Source organism: Methylobacterium sp. J-118 (assembly GCF_057836565.1).
In genome coordinates this window covers 5,560,189-5,577,690 of the sequence record NZ_JBYQFA010000001.1, presented here as the reverse complement: position 1 = coordinate 5,577,690, position 17,502 = coordinate 5,560,189, and the positions used below count along the sequence as shown (strand labels likewise).

Here is a 17,502-nt window from a genome sequence, read left to right as displayed (position 1 = left end):
CACGTAGCGTCCGCCAGTGGCGGCTGAGCCTCCAGCCGAACAAAATCGCTCTCGAAAAGAGGGCTTCTCTCGTGGGGAGGAACCAAACATGATCGGCCGTCTCAACCACGTCGCCATCGCGGTGCAGGATCTCGAGGCCGCCTGCGCGGTCTACCGCGATACGCTGGGCGCCACGGTCACGCCGCCGCTGCAGCAGCCCGAGCACGGTGTCACCGTGGTGTTCGTCGAACTGCCGAACAGCAAGGTCGAACTGATGGCGCCCCTTGGGGATGACTCGCCGATCGCGGCCTTCGTGGCCCGCAACCCGGGCGGCGGCGTTCACCACGTCTGCTACGAGGTCGACGACATCCTGGCGGCCCGCGATACGCTCAAGGCGCAGGGCGCCCGGGTGCTCGGCACCGGCGAGCCGCGGATCGGCGCCCATGGCAAGCCGGTCCTGTTCCTGCACCCGAAGGACTTTCTGGGCACCCTGGTCGAGCTGGAGCAGGTCTGAAGCCCATGATGACCACGCTGGCCCGCTCGACGCCGGTGACGCTCGTCGTCATCACGGTGCTGGTCGCGGCCTTCGTGGCGGCGGGGGTGGGCCTGTTCAAGCTGACCGTGGGCGGCGCCATCGCCCTCTACTTCGTGGTATGGTGGACGCTGCTCTTCGCGATCCTGCCCCTGCGCAACCAGCCCGAACGCCGGGCGACCCACATCGTGCCGGGCCAGGATCCGGGCGCACCCGCGGCGCCGCGACTGCGCGAGAAGGCGATCTGGACGACGCTGGTCGCGGGGGCCGCCTTCCTGATCGCGCTGGCGGTGTTCCCACTGACGGGGCTGTGACAGGCTCAGAGTAGCGTTCCGGAGGACGAGGTCACCGTCAGCGACTTGCCCGCCCGCGCCACGAGATGCGCGAAGGCCAGGGCCGCCGCGGAGGCCTGCGCGGCCGACGGGAAGGTCTGATCCGACTCGGCGATCGTCTCACGGGCCTCGTTGCGGAGGATCCAGGCCCAGCCCGTTTCGGCCTGGCGAATCTCGAAGTGCATGGCGGGCTCACCCAGGCTGCTGAGCCCATCCTGTGCGGCGCAACAGCCTGCCGGGTTAACGGCCTGCCCCACGCGAGCCGAAGCCGCGTCTTCTCCGCGCTTTCACCAGTCTTCACAGCGTCCCGGGACGCCGCGGCCGGCCCCGGAGAAGCGCCGCCGCGTTGCTGCGCCTGAAATAAAAAAAGCAAGGCCCGAGGCCTTGCTTTCAAGCTTCACTGGCTCGACCATTAAAGTCCTCCGCATTTCCTGCGGGGCGGTCGTTTTTCCTCCCGAGACTCGGACCTTGCGCCGCCTCTTCCGGGCATCGCAAACATCGCCGGACGCTTATAGGAACAACAATTCGTGTTGTCACCGGGTCCAAGCGAAAAATCTGCGCTTTCTTGCCGGCAAACGGGCAGATCGCCTCTGTTTCGGCCAGCGGGCGGCTGAAAGGCGAGGGCGCCTCCGGTTCGCCGCGATTACGCCGCGCCGTGGTCGTGCAGTGCTTGTAATTTGCGTCTCCGGCGTGTTGTGTGCCGGCGCGCCGCGGCTCCTCCCGGCCGGATCCAACATCCAAGACCGGACGATATGCGTCTCTCCCGCTACTTCATGCCGACCTTGCGCGAGACGCCCAAGGAAGCCGAGATCGTCTCGCACCGGCTGATGCTGCGCGCCGGCTTGGTCCGCCAGGAGGCCGCCGGCATCTACGCGTGGCTGCCGCTCGGCCTGCGGGTGCTGGAGCGCGTCTGCGCGGTGATCCGCCGGGAGCAGGACCGCTCCGGCGCCATCGAGATCCTGATGCCGACGGTGCAGTCCGCCGAACTCTGGAAGGAATCCGGCCGCTACGACGCCTACGGCAAGGAGATGCTGCGCCTGAAGGACCGGCACGACCGCGAGATGCTCTACGGCCCCACCGCCGAAGAAATGGTCACCGAGATTTTTCGGGCGAGCGTCCGGTCGTACAAGGATCTCCCCAAGAACCTCTATCAGATCTCGTGGAAGTTCCGCGACGAGGTGCGGCCGCGCTTCGGCACGATGCGCTCGCGCGAGTTCCTGATGAAGGACGCCTACTCGTTCGACTTCGATCAGGCCGGCGCCCGCCACGCCTATAACCGCATGTTCGTGGCTTACCTGCGCACCTTCGCGGGCCTCGGCCTCAAGGCGATCCCGATGCGTGCCGAGACCGGCCCGATCGGCGGCGACCTGTCCCATGAGTTCATCATCCTGGCCAAGACCGGCGAGAGCGAGGTCTTCTGCGACAAGGCCTATCTCGACTTCGCCATCCCGCCGGAAACGGTCGACTTCGACGACATTCCCGGCCTCCAGGGCATCGTGGATGCCTGGACCTCGCACTACGCCGCCACCGAGGACATGCACGAGCCGGCGGCCTTCGCGGAGGTCCCCGAGGAGAGCCGCCTCGCCGCACGCGGCATCGAGGTCGGGCACATCTTCTATTTCGGCACGAAGTATTCCGAGCCGATGGGCGCCAAGGTCGCCGGGCCGGACGGGATCGAGCGGCCGGTCCATATGGGGTCCTACGGCATCGGCCCGAGCCGGCTGGTGGCGGCGATCATTGAATCCAGCCACGACGAGGCCGGGATCATCTGGCCGGATTCCGTGGCACCCTTCGACGTGGCTCTGATCAACCTCAAGGTCGGTGATGCCGCCACCGACGCCGCCTGCGCGCAGATCCAGTCGGATCTCGAGACCGCCGGCCTGACGGTCCTCTACGACGACCGCGATGAGCGCCCGGGCGCGAAATTCGCCACCGCCGACCTGATCGGCCTGCCCTGGCAGGTGATCGTCGGGCCGAAGGGGCTGGCCGACGGCAAGGTCGAGCTGAAGCGGCGCGCCGGCGGCGAGCGCGAGAGCCTCGCGATCGTCGACCTGCTGGCGCGAATCCGGCGCGTCTGAGGGCTCCGATGGCGGCATCCGCGGCGATCGACCGGGTGAGGGGCTTCGCGGCCTCGTTCCGCCAGCAGGGGACCGCGCCGTTCGCGCCGTTCGAGTGGATCCTCGCCGGCCGCTACCTGCGGGCGCGGCGCCGGGGCGGGGGCGTCTCGGTGGTGGCGTTCTTCTCGGTGCTGGGCATCGCCCTCGGCGTCGCCACGCTGATCATCGTCCTGTCGGTGATGAACGGTTTCCGGGCGGAGCTCCTGTCGAAGATCGTCGGCATCAACGGTCACTTGTTCGCCACGCCGATCGACCGGCCGTTCAACGACTGGACCGACCTGTCGGAGCGCCTGTCCAAGGTGGCGGGGGTGCGCGCCGCCGTGCCGCTGGTGGAGGGGCAGGCCTTCGCCTCGTCGCAATACGGCGGCTCGGGCGTGATCATCCGCGGCGTGCGCGCCGCCGACCTCGACGCCCTGGCGGCGGTCTCGTCCTCGATCCGCGGCGGCACCCTGGAGGGTTTTGACGACGGCACCGGCGTGCTGATCGGCCGGCGCCTCGCCGACACGCTGGGCCTGCAGGCCGGCGACACGATCACGCTGGTGACGCCCAAGGGCTCCTCGACCCCGTTCGGCACCGCGCCGCGGACCAAGAGCTACACCGTCAAGGCGGTGTTCGAGGTCGGCATGACTGAGTTCGACCAGACCTTCGTGTTCATGCCCCTCGCCGAGGCGCAGGCGTTCTTCAACAAGGACGGCGACGTCAGCATGATTGAGATCTACGTCGACGAGCCCGACCATGTCGGCGAGATGCGCGAGCCGCTGGAGATGGCGGCCGAGCGCCCGATCCTGCTGACCGACTGGCGCCAGCGCAACCGGACCTTCTTCGGGGCGCTGGAGGTCGAGCGCAACGTGATGTTCCTGATCCTCAGCCTGATCGTGGTGGTGGCGACCCTCAACATCGTCTCTGGCCTGATCCTGCTGGTGCGCGACAAGTCGAGCGACATCGCGATCCTGCGCACAATGGGGGCGACGCCCGGCACGATCATGCGGGTGTTCCTGATCAACGGTGCGCTGATCGGCGTCGTCGGGACGCTCGGCGGGCTGGCGCTGGGCGTCCTGATCACCCTCAACATCAAGCCGATCCAGCACGTGCTGTTTCCGGGGGCCTGGGATCCGACGGTGCGGTTCCTGGCCGAGATCCCGGCCCAGATGAACCCGAAGGAGATCACCGCCGTGGTGATCACCGCGCTGCTGCTGTCGCTCGCGGCGACGCTCTATCCCTCCTGGCGCGCCGCCCGGCTCGATCCGGTGCAGGCCCTCCGCTACGGCTGACGGGCCACCCGCGCATGACCGACTCGAGCCAGATCGCCGGCGACCAGCCGGTGCCGGCCCTGTTCTTTTCCCGCGTCGAGCGGCGCTACGCCCAAGCCGAGGGGGCGCTGGAAATCCTGCGCGGCGCCGACCTCGCGATCTGGCCGGGGGAGCTGGTGGCCCTGGTGGCGCCCTCGGGCGCCGGCAAGTCGACGCTGCTCCACCTCGCCGGGCTCCTGGAGCGGCCGGACGGGGGGGAGGTCTATATCGGCGGCCAGCCCACCGCCGCGATGGCGGATTCCGAGCGCACCCGCCTGCGGCGCGAGGAGATGGGCTTCGTCTACCAGTTCCACCACCTCCTGCCGGAGTTCTCGGCGCTGGAGAACGTGGTGATGCCCCAGCTCATCCGCGGCCTGAAGGCCCCGGAGGCGAAGAGCCGGGCCACCGAGCTCCTGAGCTTCCTTGGCCTCAAGGAGCGGCTGCCGCACCGCCCGGCGGAGCTGTCGGGGGGCGAGCAGCAGCGCGTCGCCATCGCCCGGGCGGTGGCCAACGGGCCGCGGCTGCTACTGGCCGACGAGCCCACCGGCAACCTCGACCCGGGCACGGCCGGCCACGTCTTCTCGGTGCTGATGGCGCTGGTGCGGGCCTCGGGTCTCGCGGCCCTGGTGGCAACCCACAATCTGGACCTCGCCGCCCGCATGGACCGCCGGGTGACGATCCGCGACGGGCTGATCACGCCGCTCGACTGAGGACGGGCACACGCACCGGCGGGCCCGGAGGGCGCCGGCCCTGCGCCCGACACGCCGAACCGCCCGCGCGTTTTAATCCGTCGTGCCACGTGCGGCCCGTCACGCCGCGAAGTTTATCTTCCAACTATATTGCAGTTGTTGAGGATAAGCAGTGCCGATCTGAGACGATCGCCCTGCATAAAATTTGGAGAGACACCATGAAGACTAGCATTGCTGTTGCCGTCACTGCGCTCATGCTCGCCGCCGCGCCGCTCCCGTCCGCCCTGGCCTCCGACGGGGCCCGCTGGACCGGTTTCACCACCGCCGCACCCGAGACCACCGGCGCGCTCGGGCTCGGCCTCGGCGTCCACGATACGCCGCTCTACGAGGGCTGCCCGATGAGTTCGGCCGCCGAGGGCAACGCCAACCAGCAGACCCGGCCGGTCAAGCAGTACGGCCAGACCGCGGGCGGTCACCGCTGCTGATCCGGCGCGGCGACGGGTGACGCTCAAGCCCTTCTCCTATGTCATGATCGGCGCTTTCGCAGGCGGCGTCGTCATGACCCTGATCGGCTCGGCGCTCGTGCTGCTGGGCCCGTGATCCCGCGGCATCGCTCCGGAACCGGAGCGGTGCCGCGCCCGCTCAAGGCGCGGGTGGCGATCCGCGGCCGCGCCCCGCATGCGTCGCCGCGGCGCGCGCGGCCGCCAGGGCCTCCACCTGGTCGCAGGCCTCGGTGATCGCGTCGCGGCCCTCCGCCATCCGTGCCCGGGCCGCCGCGGTGGCGCGCGCCACCGCGGGATCGGCGAGCAGCCGGCGCAGGATCCGGGACGCCCGAGCGGGGCGGAAGGCGCGGCGGCTCACGGTCGCGCCAAGGTCCCGGTCCTTGAGCCGCCGCCCCTCGTCGAAATGGTCGAACGCCACCGGGACCACGAGTTGCGGGATCCCCGCCGCCAGCGCCTGCGCCACCGTCCCGACGCCGCCGTGATGGACCAGGGCGGCGCTGCGCGGCAACAGGGTGCTCAGGGGCGCGTAGGGCAGGTGGATGATCCCGTCCGGCAGTGGCTTGGGGATCTGCCCGCCCTGGGGGGCGAGCAGGACGCCGCGCCGACCCATGCGGCGGCACGTCTGCACCGCGGTGTCGAAGAAGCCGGCCCCCTGGCGCATCGCCGAGCCGTAGGTGAAGACGATCGGCGCGTCGCCCGCCGCCAGGAAGGCGTCGAGCTCCGGCGGCATGGTGGGCACGTCGCCGAACCGGTCCACCAGCGGGAAGCCGAGTTGCACCGCCTGGGTGGGCCAATCCGCCTGCGGAGCCGCGTACCAGTCCGGGAACATCAGAAGCATGCGCGTCGGGCTGTTCCACCAGTGCCGCAGCCGGTGGACCGGATCGAGTCCGAGGCGCGCGCGCAGGGCGTTCAGCGGCGGCAGCGTGAACGGACCGACCGCGAACCGGTCGACCCCGAGATTGACGTAGGCCCGGAGCGCCGCCGGCAGCAGCCGCGGCAGGGCGAGCCCGGGGAGACGGGGGGGATCGGACCGGCTCTCGATCAGGAACGGCATCACGTGCAGCGTCGCGGTCGGGAGGTCGTAGAGATCCTGGGCGAGTCGTGCGCCCCAACCGAGGGGCGAGGCGACCACCAGCAGGTTCACTCCGCGCGCCCGGGTCGCCCCCAGCCACAGACAGGTCGCCTCCGCCATGCGCAGGGCATAGTCGAACATGGGCCGGAAGCCCTGTTGCGGATGCCACAGATCCGGCTGGCGGATCACCGCCTCGTAATCGGCCACCGTCCCGAGGGGCTGGAACGCGAGGCCGGCCCGGCGCGCCATCGCCTCGAACGGGGCCGGGGCGGCCAGCGAGACGCCGTGACCGCGCGCGAGCAGCTCATGCCCCAGCGCGATGAACGGCAGCACGTCGCCATGCGTGCCCACGGCCACCAAGGCGACGTCGAAGCTCTCGGCCGTCGGATGCGCGGGAATGGCTTGCTCCTTACAACCCCCCCAATGCGGTGACGGGCTCGTTTCGAGGGCGGGGCATGCCAGCCCGCCCGATGCGCATCAAGACACTTTTTACCGTAACCCCAAGACGTGACCGCCTGACGCGCGCTGGCCCTTTCCCTGGAACAAAACATGAACATACTTGGCCGGGCACACGGGAGGCACGGCGATGCAGAAGCGGTTGGTCCTGACCGGGATGGTCGAGCTGATGATCGAGCTCATGGCGTTCGGGATGCTGTTCGCGGCGGTGGGGGCGTGGGCGATAGCCTTGGCACCGGTGCGTTAGCGGTTTTTCGCCGATGGCCGCCCGGTTCCCACCGCCGAGGGCTTATGCACAGGCGATCACCCTTCGGCGACCGATTATCCACAGAGGCGGCCGGAACTGGTGCTCAAGGGGCACGACCGGTGGATATCGTCGGCCGATGGCCCGGCCTACGTCGACTTGGTGACGGCGAGGGGGGATGCTGGGCGATCCCTGTACAAGGTCGGCCATGCCACGTCAGCTCAAGGAGGTCGGCTTCGTCCACCTCCATGTCCATTCGTCCTATTCCCTGCTCGAAGGCGCCCTGAAGGTCGGTACCTTGATCAAGGCCGCGGTCGCAGACCGGCAGCCGGCCCTGGCGCTCACCGACACCAACAACCTGTTCGGGGCGCTCGAATTCTCCGAGAAGGCGGCCGGGGAGGGCGTGCAGCCGATTGCCGGCGTGCAGCTCTCGGTGGCGTTCGAGGCCGCGGATCCCCACCAGCGAAACGCCCCGACGAGCCACAGCATCGTGCTGCTGGCCCAGGACGAGGCCGGCTACGCCAACCTGCTGCGGCTCGCGAGCCGCGCCTATTTCGACACCGCGCTCGGCGAGTCCCCCCGCCTCGATGCCGCGGCGCTCGTCGGATCCTCGGACGGGCTGATCGCGCTCACCGGCGGCCTGTCGGGCCCCCTCGACGCGGCCTTCCGGGCGGGCCGGCCCGAACTGGCGCTCGCCCGCCTGAAGCGCCTCAAGGAGGCCTTCGGCGAGGACCGGCTCTATGTCGAGCTCCAGCGCCACGGTCAGCCCGAGGAGGGGCGGGTCGAGACCGCGCTCCTCGACCTCGCCGGCCGTCACGGCCTCGGGATCGTGGCGACGAACGAGCCCTATTTCGCCAAGCCCGACGATTACGACGCCCATGACGCCCTGCTGGCCATCGCGGAGGGGCGGATCGTCTCGGACGAGCGCCGCCGGCGGGTGACGCCGAGCCACGCCTTCAAGACGCGGGCCGAGATGGCCGAACTGTTCCGCGACCTGCCGGAGGCCCTCCAGGCCACAGTGGAGATCGCCATGCGCTGCGCCGTGCGGGCGCGGACCCGTAAGCCGATCCTGCCGAATTTCGGCGCCGTGGCGGCGGGCGAGAAGCCCCCGATGGCCGACGCGCTGGCCGAGGCTTCGGAGGCGGGTGCCCAGGCGGTCTCGGCCGACGAGCCGACCGAACTGCGCCGTCAGGCCGAGGCCGGACTGGAACTGCGCCTGAAGCAGCACGGCACCGCACCCGGCTTCTCCGAAGACGATTACCGCAAGCGCCTCGCCTTCGAACTCGACGTCATCGTGTCGATGAAGTTCCCGGGCTACTTCCTGATCGTCTCCGACTTCATCAAGTGGGCCAAGGACCACGATATCCCGGTGGGGCCGGGCCGCGGCTCCGGTGCCGGCTCGCTGGTGGCGTGGTCGCTGCTGATCACCGACCTCGACCCGCTGCGCTTCGGCCTGCTGTTCGAGCGCTTCCTCAACCCCGAGCGCGTCTCGATGCCGGATTTCGACATCGACTTCTGCGTCGAGGGCCGCGAGCGGGTGATCCGCTACGTGCAGCAGCGCTACGGCGAGGGGCAGGTCGGGCAGATCATCACCTTCGGCACGCTTCTCGCCCGCGGCGTGCTGCGCGATGTCGGCCGTGTCCTGGAGATGCCCTACGGGCAGGTCGACAAGCTGACCAAGCTGGTGCCGCAGAACCCGGCGAACCCGGTGACGCTCGCCCAGGCGATCGAGGGCGAGCCCAAGCTCCAGCAGGCCATGGAGGAGGAGCCGATCGTCGGCCGGCTCATCGACATCTCCAAGAAGCTCGAGGGTCTGCACCGCCACGCCTCGACCCACGCGGCCGGGGTGGTGATCGGCGACCGACCCCTGGAGGAGCTGGTCCCACTCTACCGCGATCCGAAGACCGGCATGCGGGTCACCCAGTTCAACATGAAGTGGGTCGAGCAGGCGGGGTTGGTGAAGTTCGACTTCCTCGGCCTGAAGACCCTCACCATGCTCCGGTGCTGCACGGATCTCCTGAAGAAGCGCGGCATCGACATCGATCTCGCGGGCCTGCCGCTCGACGACCCGAAGACCTACGAGCCGATGGGCCGGGGCGAGACCGTCGGCGTGTTCCAGGTGGAATCGGCCGGCATGCGCAAGGCGCTCTGCGAGATGCAGGCCGACCGGCTGGAGGACATCATCGCGCTCGTGGCGCTCTACCGGCCGGGCCCGATGGCCAACATCCCGGTCTATTGCGAGCGCAAGCTCGGCCGTGACGCCGGCAATGAGGCGTCCTGGTACCCGGACCCGAAGCTGGAGCCGATGCTGAAGGAGACGTTCGGCATCATCGTCTACCAGGAACAGGTGATGGAGATCGCCAAGGTCCTGGCGGGCTACTCGCTCGGCGAGGCCGACATGCTCCGGCGCGCCATGGGCAAGAAGATCCGCGCCGAGATGGACGCGCAGCGCGACCGGTTCCTGAAGGGCTGCATCGAGCGCGGCCTAACCAAGGCCAAGGCCAACGAGATCTTCGACCTGCTCGCCAAGTTCGCTGATTACGGTTTCAACAAGAGCCACGCGGCCGCCTACGCGCTGCTGACCTACCAGACCGCCTACCTGAAGGCGAACCATCCGGTCGAGTTCCTGGCGGCCGCCATGACCCTCGACATCGACAACACCGACAAGCTCGCGGAATTCCGCCAGGACGCGCAGCGCCTCAAGATCACCGTCGAGCCGCCCTCGATCAACACCTCCGGCGAGGTCTTCGAGGTCCGCGACGGAAAAATCTTCTACGCGCTCGCCGCCATCAAGGGCGTCGGCCGCGAGGCGGTGCGGGCGCTGGTGGAGGCCCGCGGCGACCGGCCGTTCAAGGACCTCGACTGCCTCGCCCGCCGAGTCAATCCGCGGATGATCAACAAGCGCACCCTGGAGAGCCTCGTCCAGGCCGGGGCGCTGGATTGCATCGAGCCCGACCGGGCCCGGGCCTTCGCGGCGGTGGAGCCGATGATGAAGCTCGCCGCCAGCGCGGCGGAGGCCGAATCCGCCGGAGTCACCGACATGTTCGGCGGCGTCGTGGCGGACGACGTGTCATTGCGCATCCCGCCCCACGAGATCTGGCCGATGGCCGACACGCTCAAGCGCGAATACGCGGCGATCGGCTTCTTCGTCTCGGGCCACCCGCTGGACGAGTACGGCGACCTGCTCGACAAGCTGCGGGTGCAGAGCTGGGCCGATTTCTGCCGGGTGGTGCGGGCCGGGACCTCGAGCGTCGGCCGGGTCGCGGCCTCGGTGCTCGACCGGGCCGAGCGGCGCACCAAGACCGGCAACAAGATGGGCATCGTCACCCTCTCGGACCGGACGGCGCATTTCGAGGCGATCATCTTCTCCGAGGGCCTCGGCCAGTACCGCGACATCCTCGAACCGGGCCGCCCCCTGGTGCTGCAGCTCCAGGCGAACCTGGAGGGCGAGGATGTCCGCGCCCGCATCCTCACCGCCGAGCCCCTCGACCAGGCGGTGGCCCGCCACCAGAAGGGCATCCGCATCCACCTGAGCGACCCCCGCGGGGTCGGTCCGGTGCAGCAGCGGCTGTCGATGCGCGGCGAGAGCGAGGTGTCGCTGATCCTCAAGCTCGACGGCGGGGAGCGCGAGGTCGAGATCCGGCTGCCGGGCAAGTTCCAGGCGACCCCGACGCTCGCGGGCCAGCTCCGGACCGTGCCGGGGGTGGTGCAGGTGGAGGTAAGTTAGCAGGCCGCTCGCACGTCGCTGGCGGCTTGGTCGTGGAGCGGATTCACGTCGCCTGAATGAGGGGCGGCGCTGGGAGGGCCCCATTTCCGGGGGGCGATCCCGGGCCCCCTGACCGCATGCGATCCGGGGCGATTCAGAGGCGCTTCGGCACGGGGCGCCGACAATAGCCGCGGGCCTCCGCGGTCGAGAGACCGTCCTGCGCGGCGATACATTGGTCGAGGGTCAGCCCGATGCTGGCGGCGTAGGGCTCGTTCGGCGACAGGGCCTCGCGGGCGAGGTTGGCCAGGTAGATCAGGAACGCGGCCGCCGCGAGCACGACGGCCGCAAGCACGGCTCGGTTCAGCATCGCGTCCACGCCCCGGCGCCGCAGCCCGTCACGGGAAACCCGCGAGCAGGAGCGCGAGCACGAGGACCGTGAGTCCGACGGCGATCAGTGCGGCGGCAGTGCGGTCGATCCCCGATCGGCGCCGGCCGGGTTGTCCGATCCGGATCACGCGCCGCACATCCCGGCGGCATCCCGCACCGGGCTCACTGCAGCAGGCCCCAGAGGCCCGTGGCGAGGCCGAAGGTGAGCGAGAGCATCGCTGCGCCGAGCAGGACACGATCGATCACGCGGGCGGCGCGATCCTCCGGCTGGAATTCAGTCATCGTGGCGTCTCCTCTGCGCAGAGACTGACGGGCGCCTGTTGCTGCGCTGTGTCGATGCGCCGTCTGGGCCGGGTTCCGTGTCGTCGCGCCGGACAGGCACATCCCGCAGCGGCGGGCGCGGAGGTGCCGCAGGGCCGGAACACCCCGGAGGCTTCCTGGTTGGACCGGCATTCCAAACGGAGACGACGCGTGACCACCGACCCGCTGCACAAGTACCCCCGCCCGCCCTTCGAGGCGCGGCCGCAGAGCTTCCCCGGCAAGACCGGCCGCATGGCCCCGGAACCCGATCACGGCGAGGCGAGCTATGCGGGTTCGGGCAAGCTCACCGGCAAGGCGGCGCTGATCACCGGCGGCGACAGCGGCATCGGCCGCGCGGTCGCCATCGCGTTCGCCCGGGAGGGCGCGGACGTCGCCATCTCCTACCTGCCGGAGGAGCAGGCGGATGCGGAGGCGGTGGGCCAGTGGATCGAGAAGGCGGGCCGGCGCGCACTGCTCCTGCCGGGCGACCTCAAGGATCCCGCCTACGGGCGCCAGATCGTCGCCCGCACCGTGGAGAGTTTCGGGCGCCTCGACGTGCTGGTCAACAACGGGGCGTTCCAGCAGCCGAACCAGGGTCTCGACGCCATCGACGACAGCATCTTCGAGGATCACTTCCGCACGAACGTGTTCGGACCGTTCTACGTGACCAAGGCGGCGCTCGCCCATCTGAAACCCGGCGGCTCAGTGATCTTCACCTCGTCGGTCAACTCGAAGCACCCGATGCCGTCGCTCATGGCCTACAGCGCCACCAAGGGCGCCCTGAGCAACATGGTGCTCAGCCTCGCACAGCTGCTCGCCGAGAAGGGCGTGCGCGTGAACGGCGTGCTGCCCGGGCCGATCTGGACCCCGTTCATCCCGTCCGGCATGAGCCAGGATGCGGTGACCTCGTTCGGCAGCCAGGTGCCGTTCGGCCGTCCGGGCCAGCCGGCCGAGCTCGCCTCGGCCTACGTGATGCTGGCCTCGGACGAGAGCAGCTATACGTCGGGCGCGCTCGTCACGGTGGCGGGGGCGATGCCGGTGCTCTGACAGCGCCCCTCGATCGAGCGCGCGGGAGACCCGGCCGCGGCGAACCATCCGCGACCGGGTCGGGGCGCCGCCGCGGCCGGAACGGCACGCCGGTCTCCCCGTTCGCGCCCGAACAACCGAGCGCCACGGTGCGGCGTGGGCGTGTGGGTGACCCGGCACCTGCGACAGCGGCCGCCTCGAGCCGCCGCGATCAAACCATCTGCCGCGGAAAAATCTCGAACTTCCGTTCGGCCAGCATGCTCACGCGTCGTTCGTAATCTTCCAAGCTGTAGAGCTTGTCGTATTCGGCGACCAGGGCATGGTTGAGACGATCGTAGGCGGCACAATCCCGCCCTAAGCGCGTCATCAACGGGACGATACCATCGATCAGAGCTTCGGCGCTCTCAAAGAAATTGGGGAACCGCAGAAAATCTTCCGATGGGAAAAACTCTTTGCGAAAGATCGTTATCCCAATACCGCCTTGGAAGATCGGCTGTGCAACGTAGCCATCGAAGCCCTCGCCAAACGAGATCGAGAAGCGACAGCGGGTCGCCAACTCCATGTAATGATCGAAGGGCATGCCGCGCACCTCGATCAGCTGGCAATGCGGGAACGCTTCCCGCACACGCTTCAGACAGCTCGTCTTGTAAATGGCGTCATCGAGCGAGTAGATTAAAAGATCGCTCTTATGTTTTGCCGGAATTTTTCTGTAACCGCGGAGATCCGTATAAGCCGGTAGCAGCAATGTCGGCAGATTTCGGCGATCGGCTTCCGCCTGGTTGAAGTAGGCGTGATGCGCGACCGATTGACTGAGCTCGTCGGCAAAGCGACGCAACGCCACGAAGGTGCTGGCATCCGGCATGAGTTCGATGTTTTGATTAAGCAAGTTGATGTATAATTTTTTCCGCGATGACAGATAGCGTATGACGTCCCCCGAGCATCGATCAATAAATCCTGGTGCGGTATACTCCGGAATATGAATATATAATTCTTCAACGCCCTGACAGTATGTAAGCTGATCGAATCGAAACACATTCTCATCGTTGCGGAAATTTGTCTGTCGCGCATAGGTCGCCCCCTCGAGGTTCGGAGCGGTCATCACGACGACGTCATAGCCGTGCTCCCGCTTCAAGCTCCGAAGAGTCTTCGCGATCGAGAACATCGAGAAGATGCCCCCACTCATGGCATCGTGTTGCGGCACAACCATGACGATGAGCCGCTTTGTTGTCTCAAGACGTAGAGGGAACGTCATATCTTGATAGCGGGCGAAGATCTGATCCGTTGAGAAGCGCTCGATTCCAGGCGCCACCTCAAGGTAAGGTCGCCGTGACTTGGCAACACGTTGCTCGCCATGTTTTACATAATGCAAGAATGGCACAAGGCCCGATTCGGTTACATCCGCATAAGCTCTCGCGTAGAAAATCGTCGAGAATTCAGCATTCGGATCCCACCCGTCTTTCCACCCGATGAGCATGTAGTGCTCGAACGGATCGAGGCCTACAGTTCGGATCTCTGGATGACATCTCAAGTAAAAATCGGGATCGAAGGCCTCGACCAACTCAGGCAGCTGTTCGGCTTCGGAGAGCCGGTGCGAACTGACATAGTTCTCCTTCTTGCGTTGCAGCATGTAATGCGTGAACGGATTGGTGCCGACTTTGAGCCGACCGCGATAAACCTTGAGATAAAACCATGTCGAGAAATTCGGATTCGGATCAAATCCGAGCAACCACCCGATCGTGAGGTAATGTCGAATGGGCTCAATCGAGGTCTCGGACGGATCCAGATAGCTGCGACGGTAAAAATCCGCGTCGAAGCCGGCTTCTAACGCGACGAGCTCCTCATCTGTCACGACCAGGCGGGCCGGATATACGCGGTCCATTCCATACCGGATGAGATGAAGCATCGGGTTAAGTGCGGCTGGTTCACCGACCATGTACTGCGCCCGGTACCAGCGCGTCGCGAAGCTCGCGCTGGGGTCGCGTCCCTCAGCATGACCGTGGAGCAGATAATGCTCTTCCGGACCGAAGTCGGCCTGGCTGACATCCGAGTTTTGTCCCAAGTAGAAATCGCGATCGAAGGAATGCTCGATCTCTTTGACCTGACTCTTAAGGTCGTCAATCGTCGTTTCGCCTCGAAACGCCGTAAGATAATGAACGAACGGATGCATCCCGTCGGGAATTGCATCTTTGTGCGCCTTCATATGGGCCGCCGTCGAGAACCTGGAATTTGGATCTCGCAACTCGGAAGCGCCGTTTTGAAGGAAATGCGCGAACGGATCCATCCCGGATTTCTTGACATCCGGATTTTTTATTAAGTAGAAATAGGGATCGAAATTGTTCTTCACGAGCTCCATGACGTCAGGATCGAGCGATCTCAAGTCATAATTCGACGCTGAACCGCGCATAAATCACCTCGCATGAACGATGATGTACGACAGGCGCTCCGTGAAACCTGCTCCGTTACACCCTGCGGCCTCCCCAATGGCCGCCGTGTTGGCCTATCGGGCATGCCTGTCGATGATGGATCGCACCAAGTGAGCGATACTGCGCGCCGTTCCATCTGCCAGATCACCGTAGAAAGGTAAGCAGAGAACGTCCTGGGCTGCCTTCCTGGCCTCCGGCAGACTGTCGAGGGGAGCGAGGTGGCGATAGGGTTTGAAATCGGCGATGAGAGGGTAGAAATACCTGCGACTGAAGACATTAAATCTTTTAAGTTCGTGATATATCACATCTCGAAATTGCTCTATCCTGATCGGAAAATACTGATAAGATCCGCCGACGCAAGCGGGATAATCCGGGATGTGGACCTGCCGCACGGGCGATAGCTCTTCGGTGTAAATCGCCCTGACATCCCGGCGCCGGGACAATTCCTGCTGGTAGGTTCGGAGATTCAACAGCCCGAAGAGAGCATGGACTTCGCTCATTTTGCCGTTCAAGCCGACGCTATCCACGGTATCTTCGTCTATGATGCCGAAATTCCGGTAGTTTTTAAGACGGTCGTAGCGCTCCAGCGAACCGGTGCTCACCGCTCCACCCTCGATCGTGTTGAAGAGTTTCGTGGCGTGGAAAGAAAACACGCTTGCGTCACCGAAATCGGCGATGGATCGACCGCCGACTGTCGCGGCGAAGGCATGCGCCGCGTCGTAGACGAGCCGAAGGTCATGCTCCGCGGCGATGGCGGCAAGTTCATCGAGCCGGCACGGGAATCCGTAAACGTGCACGGCCAGGATGCAGCGGGTGCGATCCGTGATCTTCTTGCGGACTTCGATAGGATCGAGGGTCAGGTGTTCCGGTTCGATATCGGCGAAGACCGGCTGCAACCCGACGGCCTTGATGGAATGGGTGGTGGCTGCAAACGAGAACGGAGTCGTAATGACTTCAGAGCCGGGCGGCAGGTCAAGCGCCTGCAACGCAGCCATCAGCGCGATCGTGCCGTTATTGTACAAGACTAAATTATGGCCGCCGAGCACGGCGCGCAGTTCGAGTTCCAATTCCTGATGCATAGGACCCATATTCGTAACGTTGCCGCTTTGATAGACGCGCTCCATCCCTGAGGACAGTTGCGACAGAGGCGGCAACATCGGCTTGGTTATGAAGATGGGATGCGAGAATGCCGGCATCATTTAAAATTGACCGTTGAAATTGTGAGCAAGCCGAATACTTGATTATACGCAATCATATCCCTAATCATACCCTTCCTTCGAAAGTCGATCCTCCGTCGTCGGACAGTCTTCGTAGACTTCGCGGCTTAAAAAAGACTCGTAGAGATCGTTTGCGGCCTCGGCAGAAGTCGTTTCGAGGAAGAGGACGCCGGATCTGGCCTTCTGATCCGGAAGAAGGGCCTCGCCCATTCGCTGGATCGGATAAAAGGCGCGGAGCGGCAGCGGATGCTTCAATTCCAAGCCGGAATTGATGCCGCTTCGAGTCGACGTGACCGTATGCCGGACGACGAAACGGTCGAGATCCGAGGAGCCCGTCACTGTCTCCCCGATGAAGTAGGACGCATAGCGGGCTGCGTAGGGGAAACCCGTCGCGTATTCGATCAGGAGCGCGTAGAGATCGCCGGGGCAGCGGCGGGTCGCCTCGATGAGGTACGGCTGCCCGTCCCGCAGGACGAACTGGATGTGGAGAAGCCCGTCCTTCAGGTCGTGGTACTCGCTGATCCGGTGGACATAGGCGGCGAAAGCCGATGCCAGCGCCGCGGGCATGTTTCGGACGACGAAGCTCGTGTCGACGGCAAAGCGGTTGGCGGAGGAACCTTCCTTGACGAAAAAAGCCTGCGTGGCCTCAAACCGCTCCACGAAAACTGTGTAGCTGTAGAGCGGACCGGCGATAAACTCCTCGACGAGGATCGAGGCGGTCGGGCTCGTCTCGGTCGCCGCACGACGGGCGGCGGCGAAATCTCCAAGATTGTTGCCGTCGAAGATCGTGATACCGCGCCCGCTAAAAGAATCGGCCGGCTTGCAGATGAAAAGACCGCCGCGGGGAAATGCGGTCTCAGGCACCACGGGGGGCGCTGGTAGGCCAAGTCCGCGGCAGAGCTCGCGAAACTTCCTCTTGTCGCTCAGGACGTCGATCACGGACGGCGGATCGATATGGGGGGAGACAGCGGCGGCGGCCGCGGCCGCGAGCGAGACATCCGTGCATCCCGGAACCACGAGTCCGCAATCGTGTTCGTGGAGCCAGATCTTCACCGCCTCCAGTTGGCTATAATCCTGCTGCACCCAACGGGCCCCGGCCTTCCTGGCCAGGATGTCATCTGCGCGCGAGCCCATGACCCAGAGGTCTATGCCCCTTTGAGCAAGGTAATCGTATATGGGCAGCGCGGAGAACGCCGGATCCAGCAAGAGTACCGGTCTCATAATCCAAGT

14 protein-coding genes are annotated in these 17,502 nt (G+C 66.1%); 8 read left to right on the top strand and 6 right to left on the bottom strand.

Annotated features, from left to right (window positions below):
• Positions 1 to 88 precede the first annotated feature (88 nt).
• Together mce and AC3IF3_RS27125 are read left to right on the top strand one after the other, a co-directional pair.
• Entirely contained in the window at positions 89 to 493 is a 405-nt protein-coding gene (gene mce, locus AC3IF3_RS27130; protein WP_489230984.1) for a methylmalonyl-CoA epimerase, read from the top strand.
• 5 nt (positions 494 to 498) lie between these two features.
• On the top strand, positions 499 to 825 hold the full coding sequence (locus AC3IF3_RS27125) for a DUF1467 family protein (protein ID WP_243967723.1): 327 nt from the start codon (positions 499 to 501) through the stop codon (positions 823 to 825).
• Between the two features lie 5 nt (positions 826 to 830).
• Here the strand turns inward: AC3IF3_RS27125 and AC3IF3_RS27120 are convergent, their stop codons facing one another.
• On the bottom strand, positions 831 to 1,028 hold the full coding sequence (locus AC3IF3_RS27120) for a hypothetical protein (RefSeq protein ID WP_243967724.1): 198 nt from the start codon (positions 1,026 to 1,028) through the stop codon (positions 831 to 833).
• A 567-nt stretch (positions 1,029 to 1,595) separates the two neighbouring features.
• On the opposite strand from AC3IF3_RS27120, the gene proS reads away from it, so the two are divergent.
• The 4 genes from proS (at position 1,596) to AC3IF3_RS27100 (ending at position 5,423) form a co-directional block, all read left to right on the top strand.
• Complete coding sequence (gene proS / locus AC3IF3_RS27115; RefSeq protein ID WP_489230983.1) at positions 1,596 to 2,921, top strand: proline--tRNA ligase; 1,326 nt, start codon at positions 1,596 to 1,598, stop codon at positions 2,919 to 2,921.
• 8 nt (positions 2,922 to 2,929) lie between these two features.
• The gene (locus AC3IF3_RS27110) at positions 2,930 to 4,231 is read left to right on the top strand and encodes a lipoprotein-releasing ABC transporter permease subunit (RefSeq protein WP_243967728.1); all 1,302 of its coding nucleotides are present in this window, start codon (positions 2,930 to 2,932) and stop codon (positions 4,229 to 4,231) included.
• Positions 4,232 to 4,245: 14 nt separating this feature from the next.
• Entirely contained in the window at positions 4,246 to 4,959 is a 714-nt protein-coding gene (locus tag AC3IF3_RS27105; protein ID WP_243967729.1) for an ABC transporter ATP-binding protein, read from the top strand.
• Positions 4,960 to 5,156: 197 nt separating this feature from the next.
• A complete protein-coding gene (locus tag AC3IF3_RS27100; RefSeq protein WP_243967730.1) occupies positions 5,157 to 5,423 on the top strand; it encodes a hypothetical protein in 267 nt (88 codons plus the stop codon).
• A 157-nt stretch (positions 5,424 to 5,580) separates the two neighbouring features.
• Here the strand turns inward: AC3IF3_RS27100 and AC3IF3_RS27095 are convergent, their stop codons facing one another.
• Positions 5,581 to 6,870 carry a glycosyltransferase gene (locus AC3IF3_RS27095; RefSeq protein WP_243967731.1) on the bottom strand — a complete coding sequence of 430 codons (1,290 nt, stop codon included), beginning with the start codon at positions 6,868 to 6,870 and terminating at the stop codon, positions 5,581 to 5,583.
• Between the two features lie 551 nt (positions 6,871 to 7,421).
• On the opposite strand from AC3IF3_RS27095, the gene dnaE reads away from it, so the two are divergent.
• Positions 7,422 to 10,940: a DNA polymerase III subunit alpha gene (gene dnaE / locus AC3IF3_RS27090; protein ID WP_489230982.1), complete on the top strand. Its 3,519-nt coding sequence runs from the start codon at positions 7,422 to 7,424 to the stop codon at positions 10,938 to 10,940.
• A gap of 133 nt (positions 10,941 to 11,073) precedes the next feature.
• Here dnaE and AC3IF3_RS27085 read toward each other — a convergent pair whose 3' ends face one another.
• Positions 11,074 to 11,286, bottom strand: coding sequence for a hypothetical protein (locus AC3IF3_RS27085; protein ID WP_243967733.1), 213 nt, complete (start codon positions 11,284 to 11,286; stop codon positions 11,074 to 11,076).
• A gap of 491 nt (positions 11,287 to 11,777) precedes the next feature.
• Here AC3IF3_RS27085 and AC3IF3_RS27080 point away from each other — a divergent pair, with 491 nt between their 5' ends.
• Positions 11,778 to 12,653, top strand: coding sequence for an SDR family oxidoreductase (locus tag AC3IF3_RS27080; protein ID WP_489230981.1), 876 nt, complete (start codon positions 11,778 to 11,780; stop codon positions 12,651 to 12,653).
• Between the two features lie 190 nt (positions 12,654 to 12,843).
• On the opposite strand, the gene AC3IF3_RS27075 is transcribed toward AC3IF3_RS27080, so the two are convergent.
• The 3 genes from AC3IF3_RS27075 to AC3IF3_RS27065 all read right to left on the bottom strand — a co-directional run bounded on the left by AC3IF3_RS27075 (position 12,844) and on the right by AC3IF3_RS27065 (position 17,478).
• The gene (locus AC3IF3_RS27075) at positions 12,844 to 14,985 is read right to left on the bottom strand and encodes a hypothetical protein (protein WP_489230980.1); all 2,142 of its coding nucleotides are present in this window, start codon (positions 14,983 to 14,985) and stop codon (positions 12,844 to 12,846) included.
• 144 nt (positions 14,986 to 15,129) lie between these two features.
• Complete coding sequence (locus AC3IF3_RS27070) at positions 15,130 to 16,254, bottom strand: DegT/DnrJ/EryC1/StrS family aminotransferase (RefSeq protein WP_489230979.1); 1,125 nt, start codon at positions 16,252 to 16,254, stop codon at positions 15,130 to 15,132.
• A 60-nt stretch (positions 16,255 to 16,314) separates the two neighbouring features.
• Positions 16,315 to 17,478, bottom strand: a complete 1,164-nt coding sequence (locus AC3IF3_RS27065; protein ID WP_489230978.1) for an ATP-grasp domain-containing protein — start codon at positions 17,476 to 17,478, stop codon at positions 16,315 to 16,317.
• Positions 17,479 to 17,502 lie beyond the last annotated feature (24 nt).

What these genes read in the sequence shown, in the direction of transcription:
- mce (WP_489230984.1), top strand. Translation starts at nt 89, where the DNA reads ATGATCGGCCGTCTCAACCACGTCGCCATCGCGGTGCAGGATCTCGAG.
- AC3IF3_RS27125 (WP_243967723.1), top strand. Translation starts at nt 499, where the DNA reads ATGATGACCACGCTGGCCCGCTCGACGCCGGTGACGCTCGTCGTCATC.
- AC3IF3_RS27120 (WP_243967724.1), bottom strand. Translation starts at nt 1,028, where the DNA reads ATGCACTTCGAGATTCGCCAGGCCGAAACGGGCTGGGCCTGGATCCTC.
- proS (WP_489230983.1), top strand. Translation starts at nt 1,596, where the DNA reads ATGCGTCTCTCCCGCTACTTCATGCCGACCTTGCGCGAGACGCCCAAG.
- AC3IF3_RS27110 (WP_243967728.1), top strand. Translation starts at nt 2,930, where the DNA reads ATGGCGGCATCCGCGGCGATCGACCGGGTGAGGGGCTTCGCGGCCTCG.
- AC3IF3_RS27105 (WP_243967729.1), top strand. Translation starts at nt 4,246, where the DNA reads ATGACCGACTCGAGCCAGATCGCCGGCGACCAGCCGGTGCCGGCCCTG.
- AC3IF3_RS27100 (WP_243967730.1), top strand. Translation starts at nt 5,157, where the DNA reads ATGAAGACTAGCATTGCTGTTGCCGTCACTGCGCTCATGCTCGCCGCC.
- dnaE (WP_489230982.1), top strand. Translation starts at nt 7,422, where the DNA reads ATGCCACGTCAGCTCAAGGAGGTCGGCTTCGTCCACCTCCATGTCCAT.
- AC3IF3_RS27085 (WP_243967733.1), bottom strand. Translation starts at nt 11,286, where the DNA reads ATGCTGAACCGAGCCGTGCTTGCGGCCGTCGTGCTCGCGGCGGCCGCG.
- AC3IF3_RS27075 (WP_489230980.1), bottom strand. Translation starts at nt 14,985, where the DNA reads ATGGAGCTCGTGAAGAACAATTTCGATCCCTATTTCTACTTAATAAAA.
- AC3IF3_RS27070 (WP_489230979.1), bottom strand. Translation starts at nt 16,254, where the DNA reads ATGATGCCGGCATTCTCGCATCCCATCTTCATAACCAAGCCGATGTTG.